This is a genomic window from Galbibacter pacificus (assembly GCF_029603165.1).
Lineage (GTDB): Bacteria > Bacteroidota > Bacteroidia > Flavobacteriales > Flavobacteriaceae > Galbibacter > Galbibacter pacificus.
Genome location: NZ_JAQSVC010000004.1, coordinates 53,726 through 75,179 on the forward strand (window position 1 = coordinate 53,726; position 21,454 = coordinate 75,179).

Consider the following 21,454-nt stretch of genomic DNA (forward strand, 5'->3'; position numbering starts at 1 on the left):
TTCTATTTTTTTACTACCCTGAGGTCTTTTACTGCCCTACCGTTTTCGTATACTTTTAGGATATAAATTCCTTGTGGCAATGATGCTAGCTGTAAAGGTTTGATGTTATACCCTACTTTTACCGATACATTTTTCTTTTGATAACGCAATTGTCCACTGATATCGAACAAGGCTATATCCAAGCTTGCACGGTTTTGCATTCTAATAATAAGTGCCGTGTAGTACCACACCGGGTTTGGTGCCAAACAAATAGATGCTACCGACGTATTGTTTTGATCTTTGCAACTTCCAAGCACAGCCCCTCTTTGCAATAAATGCGGCACTGCATATTTTGATACGCATAGGGATTTACCCTTGAAGCATACCGCCACTTTTTCTATCCATGGATTATTGCCACAGCTTACATTTTCTACTTCAATGGTTATATCTGTAGTTTTGGTGCAATTGTTTTCGTCGGTAACCGTGAGTGTATACGTGGTGGTTTGCTCTGGGCAAACGGTTATGCTTTGAGTTGTTTCCCCGGTATTCCATTGATAAGAATAAGCCCCCGTTCCTCCAGAAATATTTTCGGGAGTTAATGTAGCACATTCGCTAGCTCCATAGCCTATATACAATGTTTCTGGTTGGGGCATTGTAATTATAATTTCTTCTGGTTGTGCAATGGTAAAATTGGCAGTTACCGTATTTTCGACTGCATCTGTTACCGTTATGCTGTATTCTCCGGGAGCAAGGTTTTTTATGGTTTGGGTAGTGGCACCATTGCTCCAGAGATATTTATAAGGAAGTACGCCTCCGCTTAACGCTAAAGATGCCGTTGCATTTGCTGCACCATAACAGGTTGCATTGGTCGTGGTTAACTCTTCTATTGCCAACGGAATTGTTTCCCCGAGTTCTAAGCGGATGGATACTGGAAAGTGATCGGATACCGTATTTGTGTAATCTCCATCGTAAAACTCGTAATGAACGATTGCTGAATTGTCTATATAATTATCTTCCAATTCGTTGGACAATGATATATGATCTATCATGTTTTCCCTAAAAGCATACGAGCGAAACCCTTTCTCGCTCAGGCTTAAAGTTGCCAAATAATAATTATCTGGATCGTTTATAAACGAATTGTATGAAGAAATTGTGGTATTAATCCCATCTGCAACTGTTTCATCCAGATCATCGTTATAATCGCCTGCCAAAACTATATTGTTATCAGGAAACATTACGTCCAAAGAATCTTTTAATACTTCGATATCGTATGTACGCATATCGTACCTTAACTGCGCGCCATCGCTACTATTGGCGCGGGCATGAAGGGCAATTATGTTCACTTCTTCTGTGGCGCCGTTTATGGAGACATCTGCCGTCATTAAAAAAGGGAGTCTTCCGCTTGCGTAAAAACGATCGGCTTCGGCAGGATAATCTGTTAAATAGGAAGTGTCGCCACCATTGTAATAAGGATGTAGTGTTGCCAGCAATGCCTGTGTTTTCTTTGGTGTTACGGTTGCCGTTTTATAAACAAACCCAACCTTTTGTTTGGTTCCTGTATCATTGGGATATGATGTGGCCTCTGAAAGCACAAAATCGTATCCATCGAGTTCATTTACGGCTTGTGCAAACAAGGCGTCGTCTGAGATTTCCACAACTGTATAAATATCAGCATCCAGCTGTTTCATTATAGTTACCACGCTGTCTCTTTGGATGGCATCTGAATTTGGGTTCCCGGCCGCGGGCGAATTTCCTTCATCTCCAAACCATTCAATGTTCCATGTAACAATATCTATAGTTTGGTCTTTAGGTAAATCTATTCCGTTATCGGGATCGAAAGGTTCGGCGCAAGGCAGGTCTTGGTCAAAACGTGGCAACAATTGTGCAATATCTTCAAAAGTTCCCACGACGCCTATAATTTCGTTACATGTTTCCGGCTGAACTGTTCCTGCCAATGTTTCTACATCGGCATCGATGCGCAATTCTCCTGTTCCCGAGGCATCTGTAACCTGAAAGTTTGAATTTCCGAAGAACAAATTTCCTGGTGATGGAAATGAAACATTGGTTACCCGTACCAGCTCACCACGATGATCGGGCAGTTCTGCAAGTGTAATATTTTTGGGGGTAATTGGGTTTGTTGGCAATCCGTTATTGGTAACCACCGATACAGGTCCGACCTGAATTTGATTGTTAAATGATGAGCGCGTGGCCGTTATGGTTATAGAATCTCCAATGGCAAAATTGCCTCCGTGTACCTGCTCGTCAAAAATGGCTATTCCACCTGTTTGGTCCTGCATATAAGCCGGCCCCGCAAAATTATGGGCTACGGTAAGCACCCCACTGATTGTTACCGTTGTTCCATCGGGCAGATTACGTGCTTCTGCAATGGTAACGGGTTCTGTTGGCTCGACAATACCACCGTTTTCTGCTCCGGGAGTTGGAGTTTGTGCCAAATAAGAGCTTGTGTTTCTCATCCCGCCTGCTCCATTAGGGATGCGCTGTAAGGAATGCGTGCCTTTGTCTCCTTGTTCGTTTTCGTTTAGTTGAGGTTGGCCTGCATTTAACAATGCCAGCAATTCGGTATCGTCTTCATCATCTGTATCGTAAACTATTGCATCAATCAAACCATCTAAAGAAAGGTTGCTTCCGTTAGGAAAATCGGCAGCACTGCCTTGATATATGGCTACCGCGTCAGCCCCGTTTTGAAGTCCGTTACCACTAAAAACCATGGAAACATTGGGCACCCCTTCGTTGCCCAGAACAAAATATCCGTTGGCATTGGTGGTTTGCCCATCAAGGTCGAAGGTATTATAAACCGTATCTCCATTTCCGTTGTAGAGCACAACCACTAAACCGTCGAGAGGCGTGTTTCCTGTTCCGCCATCAAACAGTTCTATAAACTCTGCTGTGTCTGTCCCCGGTGTATCTGCATCAATTTCATTAATTATTACTACGGCATCTGTACCTCCACTAAAAACTTGATTGCTGGTTGCCGGGGTATTTAATGCTTCTCCTGGGCTTGCTTCGGCATCTGGAAAACTGGGCAGTCCCGCCCCGTTAAAACTATTTCGTACCCAATCTACGGTACTGTTTGTATGAACGCCGTTTGGAATTCTGGAAGCGCCGCCAACCGCAAACGAGCCCCCGTCGAAATCAGGATTTAAAACAGTCTCGGCATAAAGTAAATCGCCAGAACCACCGTCGTTTACCGCAATGGCATCAGTAATGGTGTTCCAAGAAACAACATCTATTGTACCATCTGCATCTGTATCGATAACATCGCCTAGGTTTCCTGTAAAATTTTCAACTAAAAGTAAAGTCACCGAACCGTTTTCGAATTCGTTTCCGGCAAAAGGTGTTGTATAAAATCCATTTTCATTGGTGGTTCCAAGTTGTAAAACCCCGTCTATTGTACCTGCGGAAGTATTATCGCCTTCTATTTCCAAAATCCAGTACGAAGACAAATCTGTATTGGGCAATCCATAAATTTCAACAAACTCATCGGTATCGCTTCCCGTGTGATTAAAGACAAATTCGTTAATCAGCGGATTGTTAACAGGCTCACTAAAAAACTGATCTGCATTGATGCTCCCAAAGGTATTCTGTACTGTTACTTCCCAAGTAAAATTTGTATAATCTGTTCCGGCACCAAGAAGTTGCAACGATCCGTTAATTGGCGAACTGTTGGATTCTTCCACGCCAATATCTTCACTGGTTGCCCCCATTGCCGTTCCGTCTACTGCGGTAAAACTTCCTTCGTAACTTAAAAACTGTACTACATTACCCAGATTGTCTATCAATGCAATTCCGTCCGGGCTCCCGTTTTGCAACCCGTTTGAGGGCAACATAATATACTCCACGCCATAACCGCCATCTAAATCGGGGGTAACAGAAGTCAAGTTTAAGGTATTGTACCGTGTTCCGTTGGCACCGTTGTATAGCTCCAACGTCCATTGTGAAAGATCGGTTCCCGCAGGAGCTGCTATTTCTATGGCTTCACCGGTATCGGTTCCGTCGTTGTCGTAATGTATCTCGTTGATAAAAATGCTTTGCGAATAAAGGAAAGGGGGTAAAAGTGCCATAAGCAAACAGTGTAGAAATTGCTTCATATACTTATTTTTAGTTGATTAGTTACTACAAAAATAACATTTATATTCTATTACAAATTGACTATCAATGTTATATGATTGTTAGCTTTGAGTTTAGTTGATGAATAACATTATGTACAGAACACCGTAATTGGATTAAAACACATTACATAGCCTGCATTTTTGAATGGTAAATTACCTCTGCATTTTCATGTTGGAGCATGTATTGCTGTATAATACGCATTACATCACTATTACTGTTTTGTAATTGGATGTAATTTGTAAAGGCATCAAAATTATTTATCTGTTCGGCCTTTTCAATAAAGCCATATCCTTTATACAAACCATTCTCAACCAGCACAATACTGTTTTCTTGTTGGGTGCGCCCTTTGGTAACCACCACAAAACTATCGGTTTCCATTTTTGTTGAACTTATAGCTTGTTGCACGCGCTTGTTGTATTGGCTTACCGGTTCGCCATCAATACATATTCCGCGACAATTGTCGAGTTTGTAATGATTGCACTTTTCATTGCCCGCTCCCGAAGACAGTAATTGGGTATATTTTGGACATAAATCGAACTTTTTACAAAGCGATTCCAAAAACTGCATACATTCGTTTACACTGTAAAATATTGCGATAGGCTGCGGTACCAATGCAGCCTTATTGTAACCTAATTGAAGTATCCCTTTTCGGTTGGTATATGCCAACACGGCAAAACCTTTATTGGTTCTTTTTTGCGCCCTGTTGTATTTGGGGTAATGATGCTTTATGGCAACGGACTCCATTAAAAGTGCTGTTAATTCCGAGCCCGATTCTTCAAAATCGATATGAGCCGTTTCGCGGCAAAGGGCAATTTCCTTGGCTTTTTTATCGTAAAAATGGCTCAGCACCCTTTTTTTTACGTTAATGGCCTTTCCTACATATATAATTTTCCCGTTTTGGTTTTTAAAATAGTATATGCCAGGGCGCTCGGGCAGATTATCGTATGTTTCTTTAGAAAGCATTGCGGGCAAAGCCCCTTCCCCGCTTCTTACATTGAGCTGTTTGGCAATTTCCCCGTTTAAATCGTTTTGCAGTAATTTTTCGAACAGGATAACAGTTGCATCTGTATCGCCTTTTGCGCGGTGCCTGTTATTTAATTGAATTTCTAAATAATTACACAATTTACCCAAACTATAGGAACGCAACCCCGGGAAAATTTTTCTCGACAACCTTACGGTACATAATTTTTTTCTGCTGAAGTCTATCCCGATGGATTTAAATTCATTCCGGATAACATTATAATCGAAGTTTACATTGTGCGCTACAAAAACATTTCCTTCGGTAAACCGTAAAACATCTGAAGCTATTTCGCTAAAAACAGGTGCTTGTGCTACCATACTGTCGTCTATTCCCGTGAGGCCGACCACATAACCGGAAATTGGCACTTGTGGATTTACCAAAGTATGGTATTGGTCCAACACCTTATGGCCATCGTGTAGGGCAATGGCTATTTCGGTAATTTTGTTACCGCTCCCGCTAAGTCCCGTGGTTTCTACATCAATTATGGCGTAATTCATTCTTGGTCTCCGTTTTTTTAAAAATCAAATTTCAATTGCACCGAAACTGTTTTTTGCGCTACAACTTCTTTTTTTTCTTTTTCTGTATTTAAATTTGCCAAAGAAATCCCTAATAACCGAACCGAATTTTGCAATTTTTCCTGATACAGCAATTCTTTGGCTGTTTCTAGAATCAAGCTCTTGTCGGCAATAAAATAATCGAGTGTTTTACTTCTTGTCTGTAATTTAAAATCGCTGTACTTTATTTTCAACGTAATGGTCTTTCCGGCAATTTTGCTTTTTTTTAGTCGGCGTTCCAATTCGTTGGCAATGCTTTCCAACCGCTCCAGCATAAATACTTCGCTGCTTAAGTTATCGCTAAAGGTACGTTCGGCACCAACCGATTTGGGAATTCTGTTTGGTTTTACGGCACTGAAATGGATGCCACGGACAACATTGTAATAAAATCCGCCACTTTTCCCAAAATGTTCTGTTAAAAATTCGAGCGTTTTTTGTTTTAAGTCGTAACCCGTAAAAATCCCCAGCTGATACATCCGCTGTGTTGTTACCTTGCCAACCCCGTAAAACTTTCTAACTTCCAGGTTCTCCAAAAACTCAATAATCTCATTGGGCTCTACCGTTTTTTGACCATTGGGCTTGTTGTAATCGCTTGCAATTTTGGCTATAAATTTATTAATAGAAATTCCTGCCGAGGCTGTAAGGCCGACCTCATCTAAAATACGTTTTCTAATTTCTGTGGCGATCATGGTTGCCGATGGGTTTCCCTTTTTGTTTTCGGTAACGTCTAAATAAGCCTCATCGAGCGACAAAGGCTCCACCAAATCGGTATAATCTAAAAATATCTGGCGTATTTTGTATGATATTTCTTTATACCTATCAAACCTAGGCCGTACAAAAATAATATCCGGACAGTTTTTTTTGGCCAAATAACCGCTCATGGCGCTCCGAACACCAAATTTTCGTGCTTCGTAACTTGCCGCCGATACCACTCCACGCTTTTCACTACCCCCAACGGCCAAAGGCTTTCCTTTGAGTTCGGGATTGTCCATCTGCTCCACAGACGCATAAAATGCATCCATATCCACATGAATAATCTTTCTTAGCGGGAGCGGCTTTTCCATACACAAATTTAACTTAAAATGGCATTTTTATTAAACTTCCAAAAAAATAATAAGTAACTTTATTGAGATAGATATTGTATTATGGAAGAAGGAAAAACAGCAATTATTTTAGGAGCTACAGGCTTGACCGGAAGTATTTTACTTACAAAATTACTCAAGGATAAACGCTATAATAAAATTAAACTGTTTTCTAGAAACCACACCAATATTGAGCATCCAAAAATTGAAGAGCATTTGGTGGATTTATTCAATTTAAAACTACACGAAAACGACTTTACCGCCAACGAAGTATATTGTTGTATTGGAACCACCAGGGCCAAAACACCCAAGAAAAGCACCTACAAAGCAATTGATTACGGAATTCCGGTTAGTGCGGCCATGCTCTGCGAAAAAAACAATATCCATACTTTTGCGGTTATTTCGGCATTGGGCGCAAAAACCAAAAGCAAGTTTTTTTACAACAGGGTAAAAGGTTTAATGGAACGGGAAGTTTTACTAAAGAACATTGAAAAAATTATTATTTTACAACCATCATTAATAAGTGGAAAACGGGAAGAAAAAAGAACTGGAGAATGGCTGTTTAAACAACTTATGAAAGGGCTTAATTATTTAATGACCGGGCCTTTAAAAAAATATCAACCGGTAAGTCCGGAAAAAATAGCCGAAACCATGATTTTTCTCGCCAATACCGACGGAAAAACGCGCAGGATCCCCAATGAGCAAATACACGAAATAGCCAATAATTTATGAACGAGATCGAACGGAAGTTTTTAGTTGCTTCTGAAGCCTTTAAAAAAGAAGCCCAAAATAAAGCCCACATTGTTCAGGGTTTTTTAAACAAAGACCCGCAACGTACCGTGCGTATTAGAATAAAGGGAAACCAAGGCTTTATTACCGTGAAAGGAAAATCGAACGCATCGGGAACCAGCAGGTTTGAATGGGAAAAAGAAATTCCAGTTGATGAAGCCGAACATTTAATTGCAATTTGTGAAAAAGGCATTATCGATAAATACCGATATGAAATAAAGATAGGCAATCACCTTTTTGAAGTTGACGAATTTCTAGGAGACAACCAAGGTTTAATAATTGCCGAAGTTGAATTATCTTCGGAAGGTGAAACTTTCTCGAAACCTGCATGGTTGGGCAAGGAAGTTACAGGCGATATTAGATATTACAATTCCCAACTGAGTAAACATCCCTTTACAGAATGGTCTTAGCAAACACTAATTAAAACCGTTATGAAATGTCCATAACTAAATATTAGCTGTCAACCAAAATGATAATTAAGGTGATTTCCGTTCGGATTTTTTATAGAAAAACTCCATAACAAAACAAATAACCACAATTGCCAAAGCTACCGAAATACCCATTGGGTTTGAAATGTATTGCTGAACAATCAAGGCTATAGATGCAATTACACACAACAAAAAACCAACAAGGGCAATCCATTTTCTGGCACTAATTTCAACCGCTTTTTTATACCCTACATAATTTACTGTTGCAAAAATGAGCAAAAAACCAATACTTCCGGCAGTAGAAATACTTTCTAACTGAAGTGCATTGGTAAGTATTAATGTTAGAATTGCAGTAATAAACAGCCCGACAGGCTGGTTCCAAAAAGTACTTGTAAGTTCATGTGGCAATTCGTCGTCCTCGGCAATCTCATAACTTACCCTGCTCCCCCCGTACAAAGTTGCATTAATTGCCGAAAAAGTAGAAATAAGGGCCGCAATAGTAATAATAGTAAACCCAATATTTCCCAGCATGGGCTTGGCGGCTTCTGCCAAAACATAATCTTGGGCTTCGGCTATTTTGGAAAACGGCAAGGAACCCACAGTAACAACAGCAATAACGATGTAAAGCAGAATAACAAAAAGAACAGCGTAAAGATACGCTCGGGGAACATTCCTTTTGGGGTCCTTCATGTCCGGCACAGAATTGGCTATAAGCTCAAAACCCTCATAGGCCACAAAAATTACCATTCCTCCCGTAAGCAATTTTATGGGCTTTTCCCAATTGGCAATTGCCAATTGCTGTAGATTAGAGCTGTCTTTTAATCCATATAGCCCAACAAATACAAACCCAATAAGAATAATTAGTTTAATTATAACTGCATAATCTTCTATTTTCCCCACTACTTTTATACTGTAATAATTAATTACAGTTGCAAACACAACAATTAAACTGGAATATATATGCGTGTCCAGAGAAACGTTTCCAGTAATTTCCCATAAATTTGGAGCATACGAACCAAATGCAGAAGCATATAAGGCAAGCATAATAATGTAACTCACCCACAACAGATTATTAATCCCACCGCTAAATGTAGTTTTTCCAAAACCTTGATTGATAAATTTTACAGTCCCTCCACGGTCTGGATACGCCAACGATAATTTTACGTAACTATATGATGTAACCAAGGCAATTGTACCGGCAATTAAAAAGGCTATGGGTGTACCTCCCTGGGCCAGCGAAACTGCCAAGCCCAGAACAGCAAAAATGCCTCCACCAACCATTCCTCCTATGCCTATGGAAACAGCCTCTTTTAAACCAATTTTTCCATTTGTTGCCATTGCTACGGTTTTAATCTTTATGAAGAATTGCCTTAAGGTTGCTCCATGTAATTAATTTGATGTTATATTTTTCGATTAAATTTTTTGTACGGTTACTTGTAAAATAATCCAAATCGCATTGCCGCCATGCTGCTCCAAAATTGGGATGGTCGATAGCCACCCCCTGCATTTCCGCATCATCATAAGCCGGATGAATCAAAATTATATTGAAGCCTTCTTTTAAATTTTTCAACGACCAATCGTAATAAGCTGCGAGCCCCTCGCCTTCAAACCATTTCCACTCCCCCGTAAATACATTGTCTATGGTAAAGTCTGTTTCCCGGAGGTATTGTTCGGTATCCATTTTAAAATCGTTCAACAATTGCCTGCTTAAAAAAATGGGGATTTTAAACAGTTTGCCCACTTCCCGGTAAACCTGAATGATTCCTTTGGTTAAACCGGTTGTAAACATATGCGAATCCAGATGTGTTGGCTGTATTCCCCATGAAAGTGCTCGTTCTACTTGGGCAATCAATTCTTTTTTAACTTCCTCTGGGTTTGCATTTTCTTTCATCATGGCACGTTTTGGGTAAAAATGCCCATTGCCATCCACCAAACTCGGAACTTCGTTTGCGGGCAACACCGGACCAAATTTGTAATGCTTCCATTCGCATGTAAGCGTTAGGTGGATTCCGCAATCAAAAGCTGGGTTTTCTTTGGCAAAAGTAGCCATTTCGTATGCCCACGGGCAGGGCACCATAATGCTATATGAATTAACAATGCCCTCCTTCAGTGCTTTTTTTGTTGCCCTGTTCTCGGCATAGCATAACCCTGCATCATCTGCATGGATAATAAGTAATTTATCTGTTGGTGTATATCCGAGTTTCTCGAGAAGATTGTGCATAAGCTAAATTCATTAAAAATTATCTACTTCTTGATATGCTTTTATAACCGCCAGTTCTCCTTCTTTTCCAGATTGGGAATTTCCATGTTCCATGCCCAAAATTCCATTAAATCTCCGACCATGAATATATTTGAATATATTTTTGTAGTTAATCTCGCCCGTTGTTGGCTCTTTGCGCCCGGGGTTATCGCCCATTTGAAAATATGCAATTTCATCCCAGCTGGCTTCAATATTCGGAATAAGATTTCCCTCGGTAATTTGTTGGTGGTAAATGTCGAATAGAATTTTACAAGAAGGTGAGCCAACGGCTTTACAGATTTCGAAAGCTTGTGCCGATTTTTTCAAAAACAACCCCGGATGATCTCTAAAATTTAGCGGTTCGAGCACCATGGTTATTCCATGAGGCTCTAAAATGGCTGCGGCCTGTTTAAGCGATTCCACCACATTGGCCGTTTGGTAACCGTGCTCTAAGTGTAGATCCACAAAGCCAGGAACAACGGTTGTCCATTTCGCATTTATCCTTTTAGCCACTTCTACCGAGGCTTCTATTTCTTTTAAAAATTCGTCACGATACTCTTTTTTCCCACTGGTAAGGTTGGGCTCTTTCCAGTAAATGGTATGTGCCACAAAAACGCCCATTTCCATGCCACGGTCCTGCATGACCTTGGCCATTGCCTCTTGTTCGGCTACTGGACGTTTGCGCATCTCATTATCTTCAAAGGCCGTAAAACCTTGGTCGGCCATAAAATTTAATTGATCCAGTACATTCTCGCCGGCCAGATTTTTAAACATCCCGATATGGGGCGCATATTTTAATTGGTAAGGATACTTTTTGGCTTTCCCAAGATTTGAAAAAGCAAAGGCTCCGGTAGGTAATACCGAAGCCCCAACACTTGTTGCTATTGTATTTTGAAGAAATTTTCTTCGCTGCATGATTAAGGATTTTAAATAATAAAGGTTGAATATACAAAAAATCCCGAATGCAACCTTTCTTGTTAATCCCGGCTTATCGCTAAAATTTCGAACTTCATTGTCCCGTTTGGTACTTTAACCTCAGCAGTTTCGCCAACCGACTTTCCCAACAAGCCTTTCCCGATAGGGGAACTTACCGATATTTTCCCCGATTTTAAATCGGCTTCACTTTCGGCTACCAATTTATAGGTCATCTGCATGCCATTGGTCTGGTTCTTTATTTTAACCGTAGACAAGACCAATACTTTTGATGTATCCAATTGCGACTCATCTATCACTCTGGCATTGGCCAAGGTTTCCTCCAATTTGGAAATACGCATCTCTAACAAGCCTTGTGCTTCTTTGGCCGCATCGTATTCTGCATTTTCAGACAAATCTCCTTTATCTCTGGCTTCTGCAATGGCCTGCGAAGCTTTTGGGCGTTCTATACTTTTAAGTTGCTCTAATTCTGCTCTTAATTTTTTTATTCCCTCTTCTGTGTAATAAGATACTTTACTCATAACTTCATCGTTTATAAATACAAAAAATCCCCTTTGTCCAAAGAGGATTCACACAAATATACAAAATTTTAATCAACGTTGAATTTATTGTAAATTGCCAAACATATTTTTTTTAGATGAAACACCTTTTATATTTTGTTTTTGCTCTCACATTGTTGACAGCATGCAGCAGCGACGATTCTTTTGACAACAATCCGTATTTGGCCGAGCCCAGTTTTAGCTACAATATCAATTTAAATTTGCCCAAATATGCCGGTTTGGCAAACCCGGGATCTGCGGTGTTTGTAAACGAGCCCAATGTGGGTATTAAAGGCGTGTTTGTATATCACTACGGAAGCGGTTCTTACTTGGCATGGGAAGCCAGTTGCCCAAACCATGCACCCAGCAATTGCTCAACAATGGAACTTAACACTCCATTGGTGGAGTGTAATTGCGAAGGATATACCTATGAATTGCTAACCGGAAGTATTACCGAATACGATGGCGAGGATAAAGTATATCCGTTACAAGCGTATCGTGTTTCTGCTAACGGGAGCAATATCAGAATATATAACTAATACAACCATGCCCAAAAGACTTTTAATAGATATGGACGGCGTTTTGGCCGACACATACCTGCAATTTTTTCGTTTGGAAGCTACCGTTACCGGAAAGCAAGTCTTACATAATGACATTATCGGTCTTGCTGAAGGCGATGCTTTTCCGAATTACAAAAAATACATCCATAACGACGGCTTCTTTCGTGATGCCCCGGTAATTGATGATGCCGTTGAGGTGATGGAAAAGCTCAATAAAATTTATGAGATATTTATTGTCTCTTCGGCAATGGAGTTTCCCAATAGTTTGCGCGAAAAATACGATTGGCTACAAGAACACTTTCCTTTTTTGCATTGGAAGCAAATTATTCTTTGTGGCTCCAAAATCCCTGTTCAGGGCGATATTTTAATAGACGACCATTTTAAAAACCTCGATCCATTTCAAGGAAAAACACTGTTGTTTACGCAACCTCACAATATGGGGCGCGACAATGGCCATTATCGCGTTGATAACTGGCGGGAGATTGAAGGAGTGTTGTTGTAAAAAAATCTTACAGGTTTTAAAACCTACAAAACTGATATTTTATTTTTTTTCACTTTCCCAATCTTTTAACCGGTCAAGATACAAATACGACTCCACAAATTCCCTGTGGGCTTTGCTTGTCATTTTTTCAACCAATTCCAAAGACGAAATATAAGTAGCCAAATTCCCGTTGGAAGAAGAAAACTTTCCATCTTCTACAAAACTCACCAACGAATCGTTTTGAACCAGCAATTCAGGATAATCTTTTTGTAGTTGTTTTCCCCCGCCAATGTAGGTTACAATTTTTTTACCTTTGGCAATTCCCGATGCCCCAATTAATTGAGCTCCGGCACAATTGCTTACCGTATATTTGGTCTCTTTGTTTCTGTTTTTTACAAACGCTACAATTTTATCGTTTCTAACGGTGCTCCACATATCGTAAGCACTTGGTACAAACAATACGTCAAGCTTTGGTGCATTTTCAAAGGTATAATCGGGAACCACTACCAATCCTTCCTCGGTTTTTACCGGATTTAAGTTTTCGGCTATGGTAACAACGTTAAAAAGCTTATCGCCCGCTTCGGTATGTTTGGAAAAAACGTCCATGGGTGCCGTAACTTCGGTCATTAAAACCCCATTGTACAATAACAGGCCTATTGTTGGCAATGCTTCATCAAATGCAACGGAGTTTTCACTGTTTTCTTCTTTATTGGTGGTTATGTTATTTTCTTTTTGATTTTTGCCTGCTTCGGTATTACAACCAGAAAGTAGCAACGTTATTAAAATTACAATGCCTTTTATCTTCATTTTTATTTATTTTAAAAGTGGTTTATGGGTACTTACGGCTATCCTGTTCCACATGTTAATGGCGGTAATTGCCAAGATTATATTTGCCAAATACTTTTCTCCAAATGTAGCAAGTGCCTTTTTGTAGGTTTCCTTGGTTAATCCCTGTTGATGGATTAACGTGATTTCTTCTGTAATTTCAAGTATCAATTTTTCCTCCTCCGTAAACACATCGGTTTCCCGCCATGCACTAATCAATAATAACCTTTGGGCTGTTTCTCCATTTTTTATGGCATCTTTGCTGTGCATATCGATACAAAATGCGCAACCGTTTATGTAGGAGGCATTCATTTTAATCAGTTCTTTGTGCGTAGGGTTTAAATCGCTTTCACCTAAATACTTTTCAATGGCGTACATGGATTTGTATCCATTTGGCGCTACTTGGTCTATTTGAATTCTTTTTTCCATGACTTCTGTTTTTATATCTATGGAGCAAAGTTAAGCCCCGGTTTCCACAAAAAACTTAATCTGGTTTAAGAAACCTTTTTTGCCCGAAGCTTGCTTAAATATTCTGGCGTTAAGCCCAAATATGTTGCTATAAGGTATTGTGGCACGCGCTGTACAAATTCGGGAAATTGCTCCCGAAAGCTAAAGAAAATTTCTTCTTTTGAATAGTTAAAAATATAATACATGCGCTTAACAGAAGCCCCATAGGCAATTTGGTACATCATTCTAAAATACTTTTCCATCTGCGGATAAGCTTCAAGCAACAAGTCATGATTGTCTGTTTCTATTTCAAGTACTTCTGAATCTTCTACCGCCTGAATGTTAAAGTCGGTATTGGTTTGATGGTGTAACGCCAAGGCATCGGTAAGCCACCAGTTTTCCAATGCAAACTGTATGGTACGGTCGGCTCCTTTTTCATCTGTAAAAAACATATGAAGGCAACCGCTCAACACGAAATATTTTGTATTGCACTTGCCACCGGCACGCACGGCAATTTCTTTCTTGCTCAATTTTACCGTATTGAAATAGGAAAGTATGTGCGGAAAATCTTTTTCTTCAACCGTAACAAAAGTGTTTAAATGCTTAAAAAACCTATGCGTTATGTTTTCTTCTGAAGGGTTCATGCCTGTAACTGGATTTATAGGATTGTTCTTCAAAGATACTTGAAATAATGCACATATTCACTTTATGAAATGTCTTGATTGCTTTCAAATTTCATGTTACAAACCCAAAGCTGTACCTTTATAAACAGGGGGGTGAAAAAGCATAAAATATCCCTGTCATACTGAGCCTGTCGATGTATAGTTCACTCAATAACAACATGTCTTCGACAAGCTCAGACTGACATTTGGCCTTGAAAAAAACTTCATAAGTATCCTTTTAGAATTCCTAAAAGCTTACCGTGGCGCCTACCAAAAAGTTAATGCCGGCCTGCGGGTAATATCCGGTTCCGTCCAAGGTGCTTATGGAGCCATCGTCGTTTTCAATATCGTAGGTATAATAGTAGCCATTGGAAATGTATTTAGCATCAAAAATATTATTTACCAAGCCGCTTAATACAATAGATTTTACAAAGCCTTGGGGTTCAATGGTGTATTGCATATTAAAATCGTTCACAAAATAACTGTCCAGTTTCGAGTTATCGGCATCGGTATTGCCTAGGTATTGTTCTGAAACAAATTTTGACAAGAACGAAAGCTGGAGGTTCTTAAAAGGCAGGTATGTAAAGGTATTTCCTGCTACAAAATCGGGCGAGTACGAAATATTTGTAGTTCCCAAATTATTCAGGTTACCATCTGTTTGTGTATAAAAATCTAAATTCTTGTTCGTGCTCAATGCAAAATTAGGCTTCAGCAAAAATTTATCGGTAAAAAAGAACGTTGCATCTACCTCCAACCCCAAACGATAGCTGTCACCTACATTTTCGCGCAACGGAGCCCCAACATCGTTTAATTCTCCTGTCAAGACCAATTGGTTTTTATACCGCATATAATAAGTGTTGGCGTTAATTTTTACGGTTGGACTGGCGTAGCGCCACCCCAGTTCAAAATCGTTCAAGGTTTCCGGTTCGGGGTCGCCTGCTTCGTAATCGTTCCTATTGGGCTCTCTACTTGCGCGTGCATACGAAAAATATAAATTCTGGACTTCGTTAAGATGATAAGTAACTCCCGCTTTTGGATTGAAAAAATTAAAATTGTCGTCTACCAACCCCGTTTCGTTCCCATTTGCCTGATACGATACATGACGGTATTGCATATCTGCATACAAACTGAGCTTGTCGGTAGCCCAATATGTTAGCTTTCCGTATGTATTAAAATCGGTTTTTGTTGAATTATCATTGTAATAACGGTCGCGAATCTCGCTATTGGATGCATACCGTGCCCATATAATTTCGCCAAAGTGGTCGCCTTCATATTTGTTCCAGGCGCCCCCGCCTATAAATTCCAATTTATCGTTGTTATATTTTGCCGAAAAAGTAGTCCCGTAAAAATGATTACTCAACCAGCGACGCCGAACAAGATCGGTTGTGTCAACCGTTTCGTCTCCAATAGTAATGGGCTCCAGACCATAATCGGCAAAGGGGTCATCTTGTCTATATTGTTCAAAAAATCCACGCCCACGTGTATAATGAATGGCTATATTGGTGCTCCATTCATCATTTAAACGTTGGTTCCAATGCAATTGAAAATGATCTTGTTTGTAATCGTCTACTTCATTATCGTAATAATCCACGATATTTCCTTCATCATCATAAATAGCACCGGCACTGTTAAAGGTACGGCCGTATTCTTCAATTTGCCAATCTTCTACCCCGTTCCATGATTGATAGGTAATTTCGTGCCCGCCAAAAACCAATGCCTTTATTAAAGTATTTTCGTCTTTGTAAGCTCCTTGAAGGAAATACGATTCCAAATCGGAAGAAGCCCTGTCTATATAACCATCTGATTTAATCCTGGAAAGGCGTCCCGAGATCTCGAAATGATCGCTTAAAACGCCGCTACTGAATTTTATGTTGGCTTTTCTGGTATTAAAACTCCCAATGGAACCGGAAATTTCGGCATATGGGTCTTGCGAAAGCGCATCTGTCAACAAATTCAAGCTGGCACCAAAAGCTCCGGCGCCGTTGGTAGAAGTTCCCACACCGCGCTGTAATTGCAAACTTTGCGTAGACGAGGCAAAATCGGGCATATTAACCCAAAAAGTCCCCTGCGATTCGGCATCGTTGTATGGTATCCCGTTAATGGTAACATTTACGCGCGTGGCATCGCTACCCCGCACACGTATTCCTGTGTAACCAACCCCTGCACCGGCATCGGACGTAGTGACAACCGATGGCAGATAATTCATAAGTACCGGGATATCCTGCCCTAAATTTCTAGGCTGGATTTCTTCGGCCGTTAAGTTTGAAAAAGTTACCGGAGCATCAGCCGTTACTCGGATAGCCGACACTAAAACTTCGTCCAACATTACGTCTTCTTCTGCAATTTGCACATTTAATTCGGTATTGCTTTGCACCTCAATGGTTTTTATAACAGGCTTTTGAGCAGAAAAATTAAAAGACAAGGTTTGTTTTCCTGAGGGTACCATCAACTCGTAATAACCATTGGCATCGGTTTGGGTTCCGTTATTGCTTTGGGTATGAATTACGGTTGCTCCGGGAACCTGCATTCCTTCTTGGTCTGTTAGCGTTCCGTAAACTTTGTATTCTTGTGCCTGTACAGTTGTGGACAGCACTAAAAAACATAAAAAATTGAATAAAAACTTCATTCGTAATTGTTTTACGAATAAAAGGGGTCATTATTCAGTATTGATAAATTAATTTGATTTTTTTGCCGATTAAACTACAAAAGCGGCCTTTCCTGTATTTTTAATAAGCCTGCCGCCTTTGTCCGGCCTTCCCTAAACGGCATTATCCGTTCTAGGTTCCATGGGTATAATCTCAGCCTTTTTGGTTTTTAAGCAAAACCTAAAAGCACCCCTTTTGAGATGTTGCAAATGTACAAAACCATAGTTTCTTGGCAGAAATATTTTCAGAAAACTTTTACATGGTTTTAACAAGCTTTATTTACCTTTAGGCAATGAAAAAAACGAAGAGCAGAATCCCGTTAAAAGTTTTTTTAAGCTATTTGGCCCTTGCCTCTTTAGTGGTAATTGTGGGCGGAATGGTCTATAAGGAGATCAGTTCTTTCGCGCAGGCACAACGGGATGAAACTGTCGAAAAAAATAAAATATTAAGAATTGGGAAACTCCTCACTTTAATGTATGAAAGCGAAAGTTTTGCCCGTTCTGCCATACAATCCAATACCCAAGAACCCTATATAAGTTTTTTAAGAAAGAACGACTCCATAAGCATTCAAATAGATTCGTTAAAGCAACTTATTGACGAAGCATACCAATCAAAACTGCTCGACAGTGTTAACCATTTGCTTGCTCAAAAAGTAAAGAACATCAACGAGCTCAGGGAACTCCGTATTAATGATACTTCAGAAAAATCTATTGAGACAACCATTGAAAAACTTACAAATATTGAAGAAAAATTAGGTAGGCTTTCTTTAAAGGACTTTGTGGAAAACCCAGACAGCCTAGACCCTGCCACCAGGGAAATGCTTATGGAACGTGTTGCCATATACAACCGCTACATCCCAAGGGACTCAAGCAACAGTGTTGACGAAAAAACCCTGGACTCCATTGTTACCGCTTCCCGTGAAATGTTGCAGGACATAAAAGAAAAAGCATCTACACAAAAATTGTCTCTTGCCGTAAAAGAAAGACAGCTTTTGCGAAACGACCTTACTACTTCGCAACAATTAAGGCAAATTTTAACCGCCTTTGAAGACGATTTTATTAACGATGCACGCCTGCTCAACATGGAGCGGGAAAAAGTTTTACAAAGAAGCATTCGGGTAATTACCGTTGCCGCTATTATTGGTGCAGTTCTGGTTATTGTTTTTTCCATCATTATCTTAAGGGATTCCTGGCGCAGTCAACAATACAAAAAACAAATTGAAGACTCCAACGAACACAATAAATTGCTTTTAAAAAGCCGTGAACAACTTATTTCGATGGTTAGCCATGACTTAAGGACGCCCTTGAGCACAATTTTGGGATATACCCAATTATTAAAGGATGCCAAGTTGAACGAAAAGGAATCGCATTACACCGATAGAATTAAAAATGCATCGAGTTATGTAACCCAATTGGTAGACGACCTGCTCGATTTTACCAAGTTGGAGGCCGGGAAAATTCATTTGGAACGTGTTTCGTTCAATTTAAACAACCTCATCAACGAAACTGCCGAAAGTGTTCAATCGTTATACAGAAGCAAAGAAATAAAGCTTATAATTGATGCCGATCCAGAGATAAACAAACTGCTATTGGGAGACCCATTTCGGGTAAAACAAATTTTATCCAACCTCATTGGGAATGCCTATAAATTTACTTCGGAAGGAAGTATTACCGTAAAAACCAGGCTAAAAACAAATAGCGAAAACAAACAGTTCATTACATTATCGGTAATAGATACCGGTATTGGCATAAAAAAAGAAAAACAAAAAATAATTTTTGAGGAATTTACACAAGCTGAAAGCGACACCGAAAAAAAATATGGCGGTTCCGGCCTCGGGCTTACCATTTCAAGAAAGCTTGCCGATCTTTTAGACGGTCACCTCTATTTAGAAAGCAAAGAAGGGAAAGGAAGTACTTTTTCGTTTGTTTTTCCTGCGGAATTTAGCCATCAGGAAGCCACGGAAACCACCCATCCAAAACACGAAAAGGCCATCCTAAAAGACAAACATTATACTGCCATTGTAATAGACGATGATGAAACGCTTTTACAACTAAACAAAGAGGTGCTCGAAGAGCATAACATACAAGTATATCCTTTTAACAACGGAAAAGATGCCTTGGAAAACATTCAAAATATAACCTACGATTTTATTATTACCGATATCCAACTGCCAACTTTTAACGGGTTTTATTTTGCCGAAACACTACGCTCTGATGTAAAATACCATTACAAAGACCAACCCATTATTGCCGTTACCGGAAGAAAAGACCTCGATAAAGAAAGTTATATTGATGCCGGATTTGCAGAATTTTTATACAAACCCTACGAACCGCATAAATTAATGCAAAAAATAAATAAAGTGTTGAACAATACAGATGAGCCTTCGGGCGAAAATGAACCAGAAGCCGAAAAGAAAACCATAAACGAGGCAGCACTTTATAATTTGGAATCGCTACAGTCTTTTTTAAACGACAAAGAATCGCTGACCCATGTATTGGATGTTTTTAAGGAAAACTCAAAAAAAGATATAAAAAGCCTTAAAGTAGCAATTCAACAAAAAGAGTATGATGAAGTAAGGAAATTGGGCCACAAAATGCAAACCATGTTTAAGCAAATTAGCGCACACACCGTGGTGCCTATTTTAAATTTCCTGGAACATTTTCCCGAGGACCAACAGGATCAGGTAGAAAAAAACTTTAAAGCCTTAAAAAAGAACATTAAAATTACTTTTAAAGCAATAGACAACGACATAAACCGTTAAGCGTCTATTTGGTATTCCTTAATTTTATTGTACAGTGTTTTTCGGGTAATATTAAGCAATTTGGCAGCTTTGGATTTATTGTTGCCCACTTCGTTGAGTGCATTAATGATTAAATCCCTTTCGTTTTCTTTCCTGGAAAAAGACTTCACCTTGTTATTTTCATTTTGGGGCAACGTCAATTCAACGGGAAGAACGTTTTTTTCTATAAGGTCGCCTTGAGTAAGCAAAGCCGATCTTTTTATAACATTGGACATTTCCCTTAAATTTCCCGGCCATTTATATTGTTGAAAAATGCCTATCACTTCGTCTGAAAAACCTAAAACATTTTTATTGAGCTGCGCATTGGCCATATTTAAAAAATGGTCTGCAAAAAGGAGCAGGTCTTCTTTTCGTTCGTGCAAACTAGGTACTTTTATAGAGAATTCATTTAACCTGTGGTATAGATCTTCCCTAAACTGGCCTTTTTCTACTGCTTTTAAAAGGTCCTCATTGGTAGCTGTAATCAACCGGATATCCACTTCTATTTCGTGGTTGCTTCCAATAGGCTTAATTTTACGCTCTTGTAGCGCCCTTAAAAGTTGAATTTGGTTTTCATATGATAAATTCCCCACTTCATCCAAAAAAATAGTCCCGCCATTGGCTGCTTCAAAATGCCCCACTTTATTGTTTACGGCACCCGTGAACGAACCCTTTACATGGCCAAAAAATTCGCTTGCCGCTATTTCCTTGGGAATGGCGCCGCAATCTACTGCTATAAAATTAAGTTCCTTACGGTTACTGTTATCGTGAATCCGCTTTGCAACCACTTCTTTCCCGGTTCCGCTATCTCCGGTTATAAGTACCGACATGTCGGTGGGGGCCACCAATTTTATGTATTCGTTAAGTTTGCTGGATGCACTACTTATCCCGGTTACCGTTTTTGTTGGAGAATCGTCAGCTGTAGCGATATTTTCGGCCTTGGTCGATGTTGGAACAGCCATGGATGGCGCGGTCCCATTTTTTAATGCGTTTTGGATAACGATCAAAACCTCGTCTTGGTTAAAGGGTTTGGATATGTAATCAAAGGCGCCCTTTTTCATGGCCTTTACCGCAGTAGAAACTTGGGCATATCCTGTCATTAAAATAACCGGGGTTTCCGGATACTTTTCCTTGACTTTGGTTAGAATGGAGATTCCATCATCATCGGGCAACCTTAAATCTGTAAATACAAGATCGTACTCGGTATTGGTAAGTTTTTTACTTGCTTCTTCTGAAGAATAAACTGCTTCAACGGTAAAGTCGTTCTTTTTCAAGAAACGCTCCAACATGGCCGAAAAAGTTACATCGTCTTCTATTAATAAGATTTTTGGCATTATACAGCTAATTTCTGCAAAAATAG

General features: G+C 39.7%; 17 protein-coding genes. 5 read left to right on the forward strand and 12 right to left on the reverse strand.

Features of this window, described 5'->3' with window-relative positions; translation table 11 throughout:
• Nucleotides 1-2: 2 nt before the first annotated feature.
• From PSF86_RS11625 to dinB, 3 genes are all read right to left on the reverse strand, one after another.
• Complete coding sequence (locus tag PSF86_RS11625) at nt 3-4,061, reverse strand: DUF5689 domain-containing protein (protein WP_277900253.1); 4,059 nt, start codon at nt 4,059-4,061, stop codon at nt 3-5.
• A 172-nt stretch (nt 4,062-4,233) separates the two neighbouring features.
• Nucleotides 4,234-5,628, reverse strand: a complete 1,395-nt coding sequence (locus PSF86_RS11630) for an exonuclease domain-containing protein (RefSeq protein ID WP_277900254.1) — start codon at nt 5,626-5,628, stop codon at nt 4,234-4,236.
• Nucleotides 5,629-5,645: 17 nt separating this feature from the next.
• Nucleotides 5,646-6,749: a DNA polymerase IV gene (gene dinB, locus PSF86_RS11635; RefSeq protein WP_277900255.1), complete on the reverse strand. Its 1,104-nt coding sequence runs from the start codon at nt 6,747-6,749 to the stop codon at nt 5,646-5,648.
• Nucleotides 6,750-6,830: 81 nt separating this feature from the next.
• Between dinB and PSF86_RS11640 the strand changes: the two genes are divergently transcribed.
• Together PSF86_RS11640 and PSF86_RS11645 are read left to right on the forward strand one after the other, a co-directional pair.
• Nucleotides 6,831-7,499 carry a Rossmann-fold NAD(P)-binding domain-containing protein gene (locus tag PSF86_RS11640; RefSeq protein WP_277900256.1) on the forward strand — a complete coding sequence of 223 codons (669 nt, stop codon included), beginning with the start codon at nt 6,831-6,833 and terminating at the stop codon, nt 7,497-7,499.
• Nucleotides 7,496-7,966, forward strand: a complete 471-nt coding sequence (locus PSF86_RS11645) for a CYTH domain-containing protein (RefSeq protein ID WP_277900257.1) — start codon at nt 7,496-7,498, stop codon at nt 7,964-7,966. The genes PSF86_RS11640 and PSF86_RS11645 overlap by 4 nt, the downstream gene beginning before the upstream one ends.
• Before the next feature lie 66 nt (nt 7,967-8,032).
• On the opposite strand, the gene PSF86_RS11650 is transcribed toward PSF86_RS11645, so the two are convergent.
• From PSF86_RS11650 to greA, 4 genes are all read right to left on the reverse strand, one after another.
• A complete protein-coding gene (locus PSF86_RS11650) occupies nt 8,033-9,322 on the reverse strand; it encodes an APC family permease (RefSeq protein WP_277900258.1) in 1,290 nt (429 codons plus the stop codon).
• Between the two features lie 10 nt (nt 9,323-9,332).
• The gene (locus PSF86_RS11655; RefSeq protein WP_277900259.1) at nt 9,333-10,205 is read right to left on the reverse strand and encodes a polysaccharide deacetylase family protein; all 873 of its coding nucleotides are present in this window, start codon (nt 10,203-10,205) and stop codon (nt 9,333-9,335) included.
• Between the two features lie 12 nt (nt 10,206-10,217).
• Complete coding sequence (locus PSF86_RS11660; RefSeq protein ID WP_277900260.1) at nt 10,218-11,138, reverse strand: hydroxypyruvate isomerase family protein; 921 nt, start codon at nt 11,136-11,138, stop codon at nt 10,218-10,220.
• 62 nt (nt 11,139-11,200) lie between these two features.
• A complete protein-coding gene (gene greA / locus PSF86_RS11665; RefSeq protein ID WP_277900261.1) occupies nt 11,201-11,677 on the reverse strand; it encodes a transcription elongation factor GreA in 477 nt (158 codons plus the stop codon).
• Between the two features lie 116 nt (nt 11,678-11,793).
• On the opposite strand from greA, the gene PSF86_RS11670 reads away from it, so the two are divergent.
• Complete coding sequence (locus PSF86_RS11670; RefSeq protein ID WP_277900262.1) at nt 11,794-12,234, forward strand: Rieske (2Fe-2S) protein; 441 nt, start codon at nt 11,794-11,796, stop codon at nt 12,232-12,234.
• Between the two features lie 7 nt (nt 12,235-12,241).
• Nucleotides 12,242-12,757: a 5' nucleotidase, NT5C type gene (locus PSF86_RS11675; RefSeq protein WP_277900263.1), complete on the forward strand. Its 516-nt coding sequence runs from the start codon at nt 12,242-12,244 to the stop codon at nt 12,755-12,757.
• A 39-nt stretch (nt 12,758-12,796) separates the two neighbouring features.
• Here the strand turns inward: PSF86_RS11675 and PSF86_RS11680 are convergent, their stop codons facing one another.
• From PSF86_RS11680 to PSF86_RS11695, 4 genes are all read right to left on the reverse strand, one after another.
• On the reverse strand, nt 12,797-13,543 hold the full coding sequence (locus tag PSF86_RS11680) for a DJ-1/PfpI family protein (protein ID WP_277900264.1): 747 nt from the start codon (nt 13,541-13,543) through the stop codon (nt 12,797-12,799).
• A gap of 6 nt (nt 13,544-13,549) precedes the next feature.
• Complete coding sequence (locus PSF86_RS11685; protein WP_277900265.1) at nt 13,550-13,990, reverse strand: carboxymuconolactone decarboxylase family protein; 441 nt, start codon at nt 13,988-13,990, stop codon at nt 13,550-13,552.
• A 65-nt stretch (nt 13,991-14,055) separates the two neighbouring features.
• Complete coding sequence (locus tag PSF86_RS11690) at nt 14,056-14,652, reverse strand: Crp/Fnr family transcriptional regulator (RefSeq protein ID WP_277900266.1); 597 nt, start codon at nt 14,650-14,652, stop codon at nt 14,056-14,058.
• Between the two features lie 265 nt (nt 14,653-14,917).
• Nucleotides 14,918-17,296: a TonB-dependent receptor gene (locus PSF86_RS11695; protein ID WP_277900267.1), complete on the reverse strand. Its 2,379-nt coding sequence runs from the start codon at nt 17,294-17,296 to the stop codon at nt 14,918-14,920.
• 311 nt (nt 17,297-17,607) lie between these two features.
• On the opposite strand from PSF86_RS11695, the gene PSF86_RS11700 reads away from it, so the two are divergent.
• Nucleotides 17,608-20,076 carry a hybrid sensor histidine kinase/response regulator gene (locus PSF86_RS11700; RefSeq protein WP_277900268.1) on the forward strand — a complete coding sequence of 823 codons (2,469 nt, stop codon included), beginning with the start codon at nt 17,608-17,610 and terminating at the stop codon, nt 20,074-20,076.
• Here PSF86_RS11700 and PSF86_RS11705 read toward each other — a convergent pair.
• Complete coding sequence (locus tag PSF86_RS11705) at nt 20,073-21,428, reverse strand: sigma-54-dependent transcriptional regulator (RefSeq protein WP_277900269.1); 1,356 nt, start codon at nt 21,426-21,428, stop codon at nt 20,073-20,075. The two genes, PSF86_RS11700 and PSF86_RS11705, sit on opposite strands and share 4 nt — an antisense overlap.
• Nucleotides 21,429-21,454 lie beyond the last annotated feature (26 nt).

What these genes read in the sequence shown, in the direction of transcription:
- greA (WP_277900261.1), bottom strand. Translation starts at nt 11,677, where the DNA reads ATGAGTAAAGTATCTTATTACACAGAAGAGGGAATAAAAAAATTAAGA.
- PSF86_RS11705 (WP_277900269.1), bottom strand. Translation starts at nt 21,428, where the DNA reads ATGCCAAAAATCTTATTAATAGAAGACGATGTAACTTTTTCGGCCATG.
- PSF86_RS11685 (WP_277900265.1), bottom strand. Translation starts at nt 13,990, where the DNA reads ATGGAAAAAAGAATTCAAATAGACCAAGTAGCGCCAAATGGATACAAA.
- PSF86_RS11625 (WP_277900253.1), bottom strand. Translation starts at nt 4,061, where the DNA reads ATGGCACTTTTACCCCCTTTCCTTTATTCGCAAAGCATTTTTATCAAC.
- PSF86_RS11645 (WP_277900257.1), top strand. Translation starts at nt 7,496, where the DNA reads ATGAACGAGATCGAACGGAAGTTTTTAGTTGCTTCTGAAGCCTTTAAA.
- PSF86_RS11695 (WP_277900267.1), bottom strand. Translation starts at nt 17,296, where the DNA reads ATGAAGTTTTTATTCAATTTTTTATGTTTTTTAGTGCTGTCCACAACT.
- PSF86_RS11675 (WP_277900263.1), top strand. Translation starts at nt 12,242, where the DNA reads ATGCCCAAAAGACTTTTAATAGATATGGACGGCGTTTTGGCCGACACA.
- PSF86_RS11670 (WP_277900262.1), top strand. Translation starts at nt 11,794, where the DNA reads ATGAAACACCTTTTATATTTTGTTTTTGCTCTCACATTGTTGACAGCA.
- PSF86_RS11630 (WP_277900254.1), bottom strand. Translation starts at nt 5,628, where the DNA reads ATGAATTACGCCATAATTGATGTAGAAACCACGGGACTTAGCGGGAGC.
- PSF86_RS11680 (WP_277900264.1), bottom strand. Translation starts at nt 13,543, where the DNA reads ATGAAGATAAAAGGCATTGTAATTTTAATAACGTTGCTACTTTCTGGT.
- PSF86_RS11655 (WP_277900259.1), bottom strand. Translation starts at nt 10,205, where the DNA reads ATGCACAATCTTCTCGAGAAACTCGGATATACACCAACAGATAAATTA.
- dinB (WP_277900255.1), bottom strand. Translation starts at nt 6,749, where the DNA reads ATGGAAAAGCCGCTCCCGCTAAGAAAGATTATTCATGTGGATATGGAT.
- PSF86_RS11660 (WP_277900260.1), bottom strand. Translation starts at nt 11,138, where the DNA reads ATGCAGCGAAGAAAATTTCTTCAAAATACAATAGCAACAAGTGTTGGG.
- PSF86_RS11690 (WP_277900266.1), bottom strand. Translation starts at nt 14,652, where the DNA reads ATGAACCCTTCAGAAGAAAACATAACGCATAGGTTTTTTAAGCATTTA.
- PSF86_RS11640 (WP_277900256.1), top strand. Translation starts at nt 6,831, where the DNA reads ATGGAAGAAGGAAAAACAGCAATTATTTTAGGAGCTACAGGCTTGACC.
- PSF86_RS11650 (WP_277900258.1), bottom strand. Translation starts at nt 9,322, where the DNA reads ATGGCAACAAATGGAAAAATTGGTTTAAAAGAGGCTGTTTCCATAGGC.
- PSF86_RS11700 (WP_277900268.1), top strand. Translation starts at nt 17,608, where the DNA reads ATGAAAAAAACGAAGAGCAGAATCCCGTTAAAAGTTTTTTTAAGCTAT.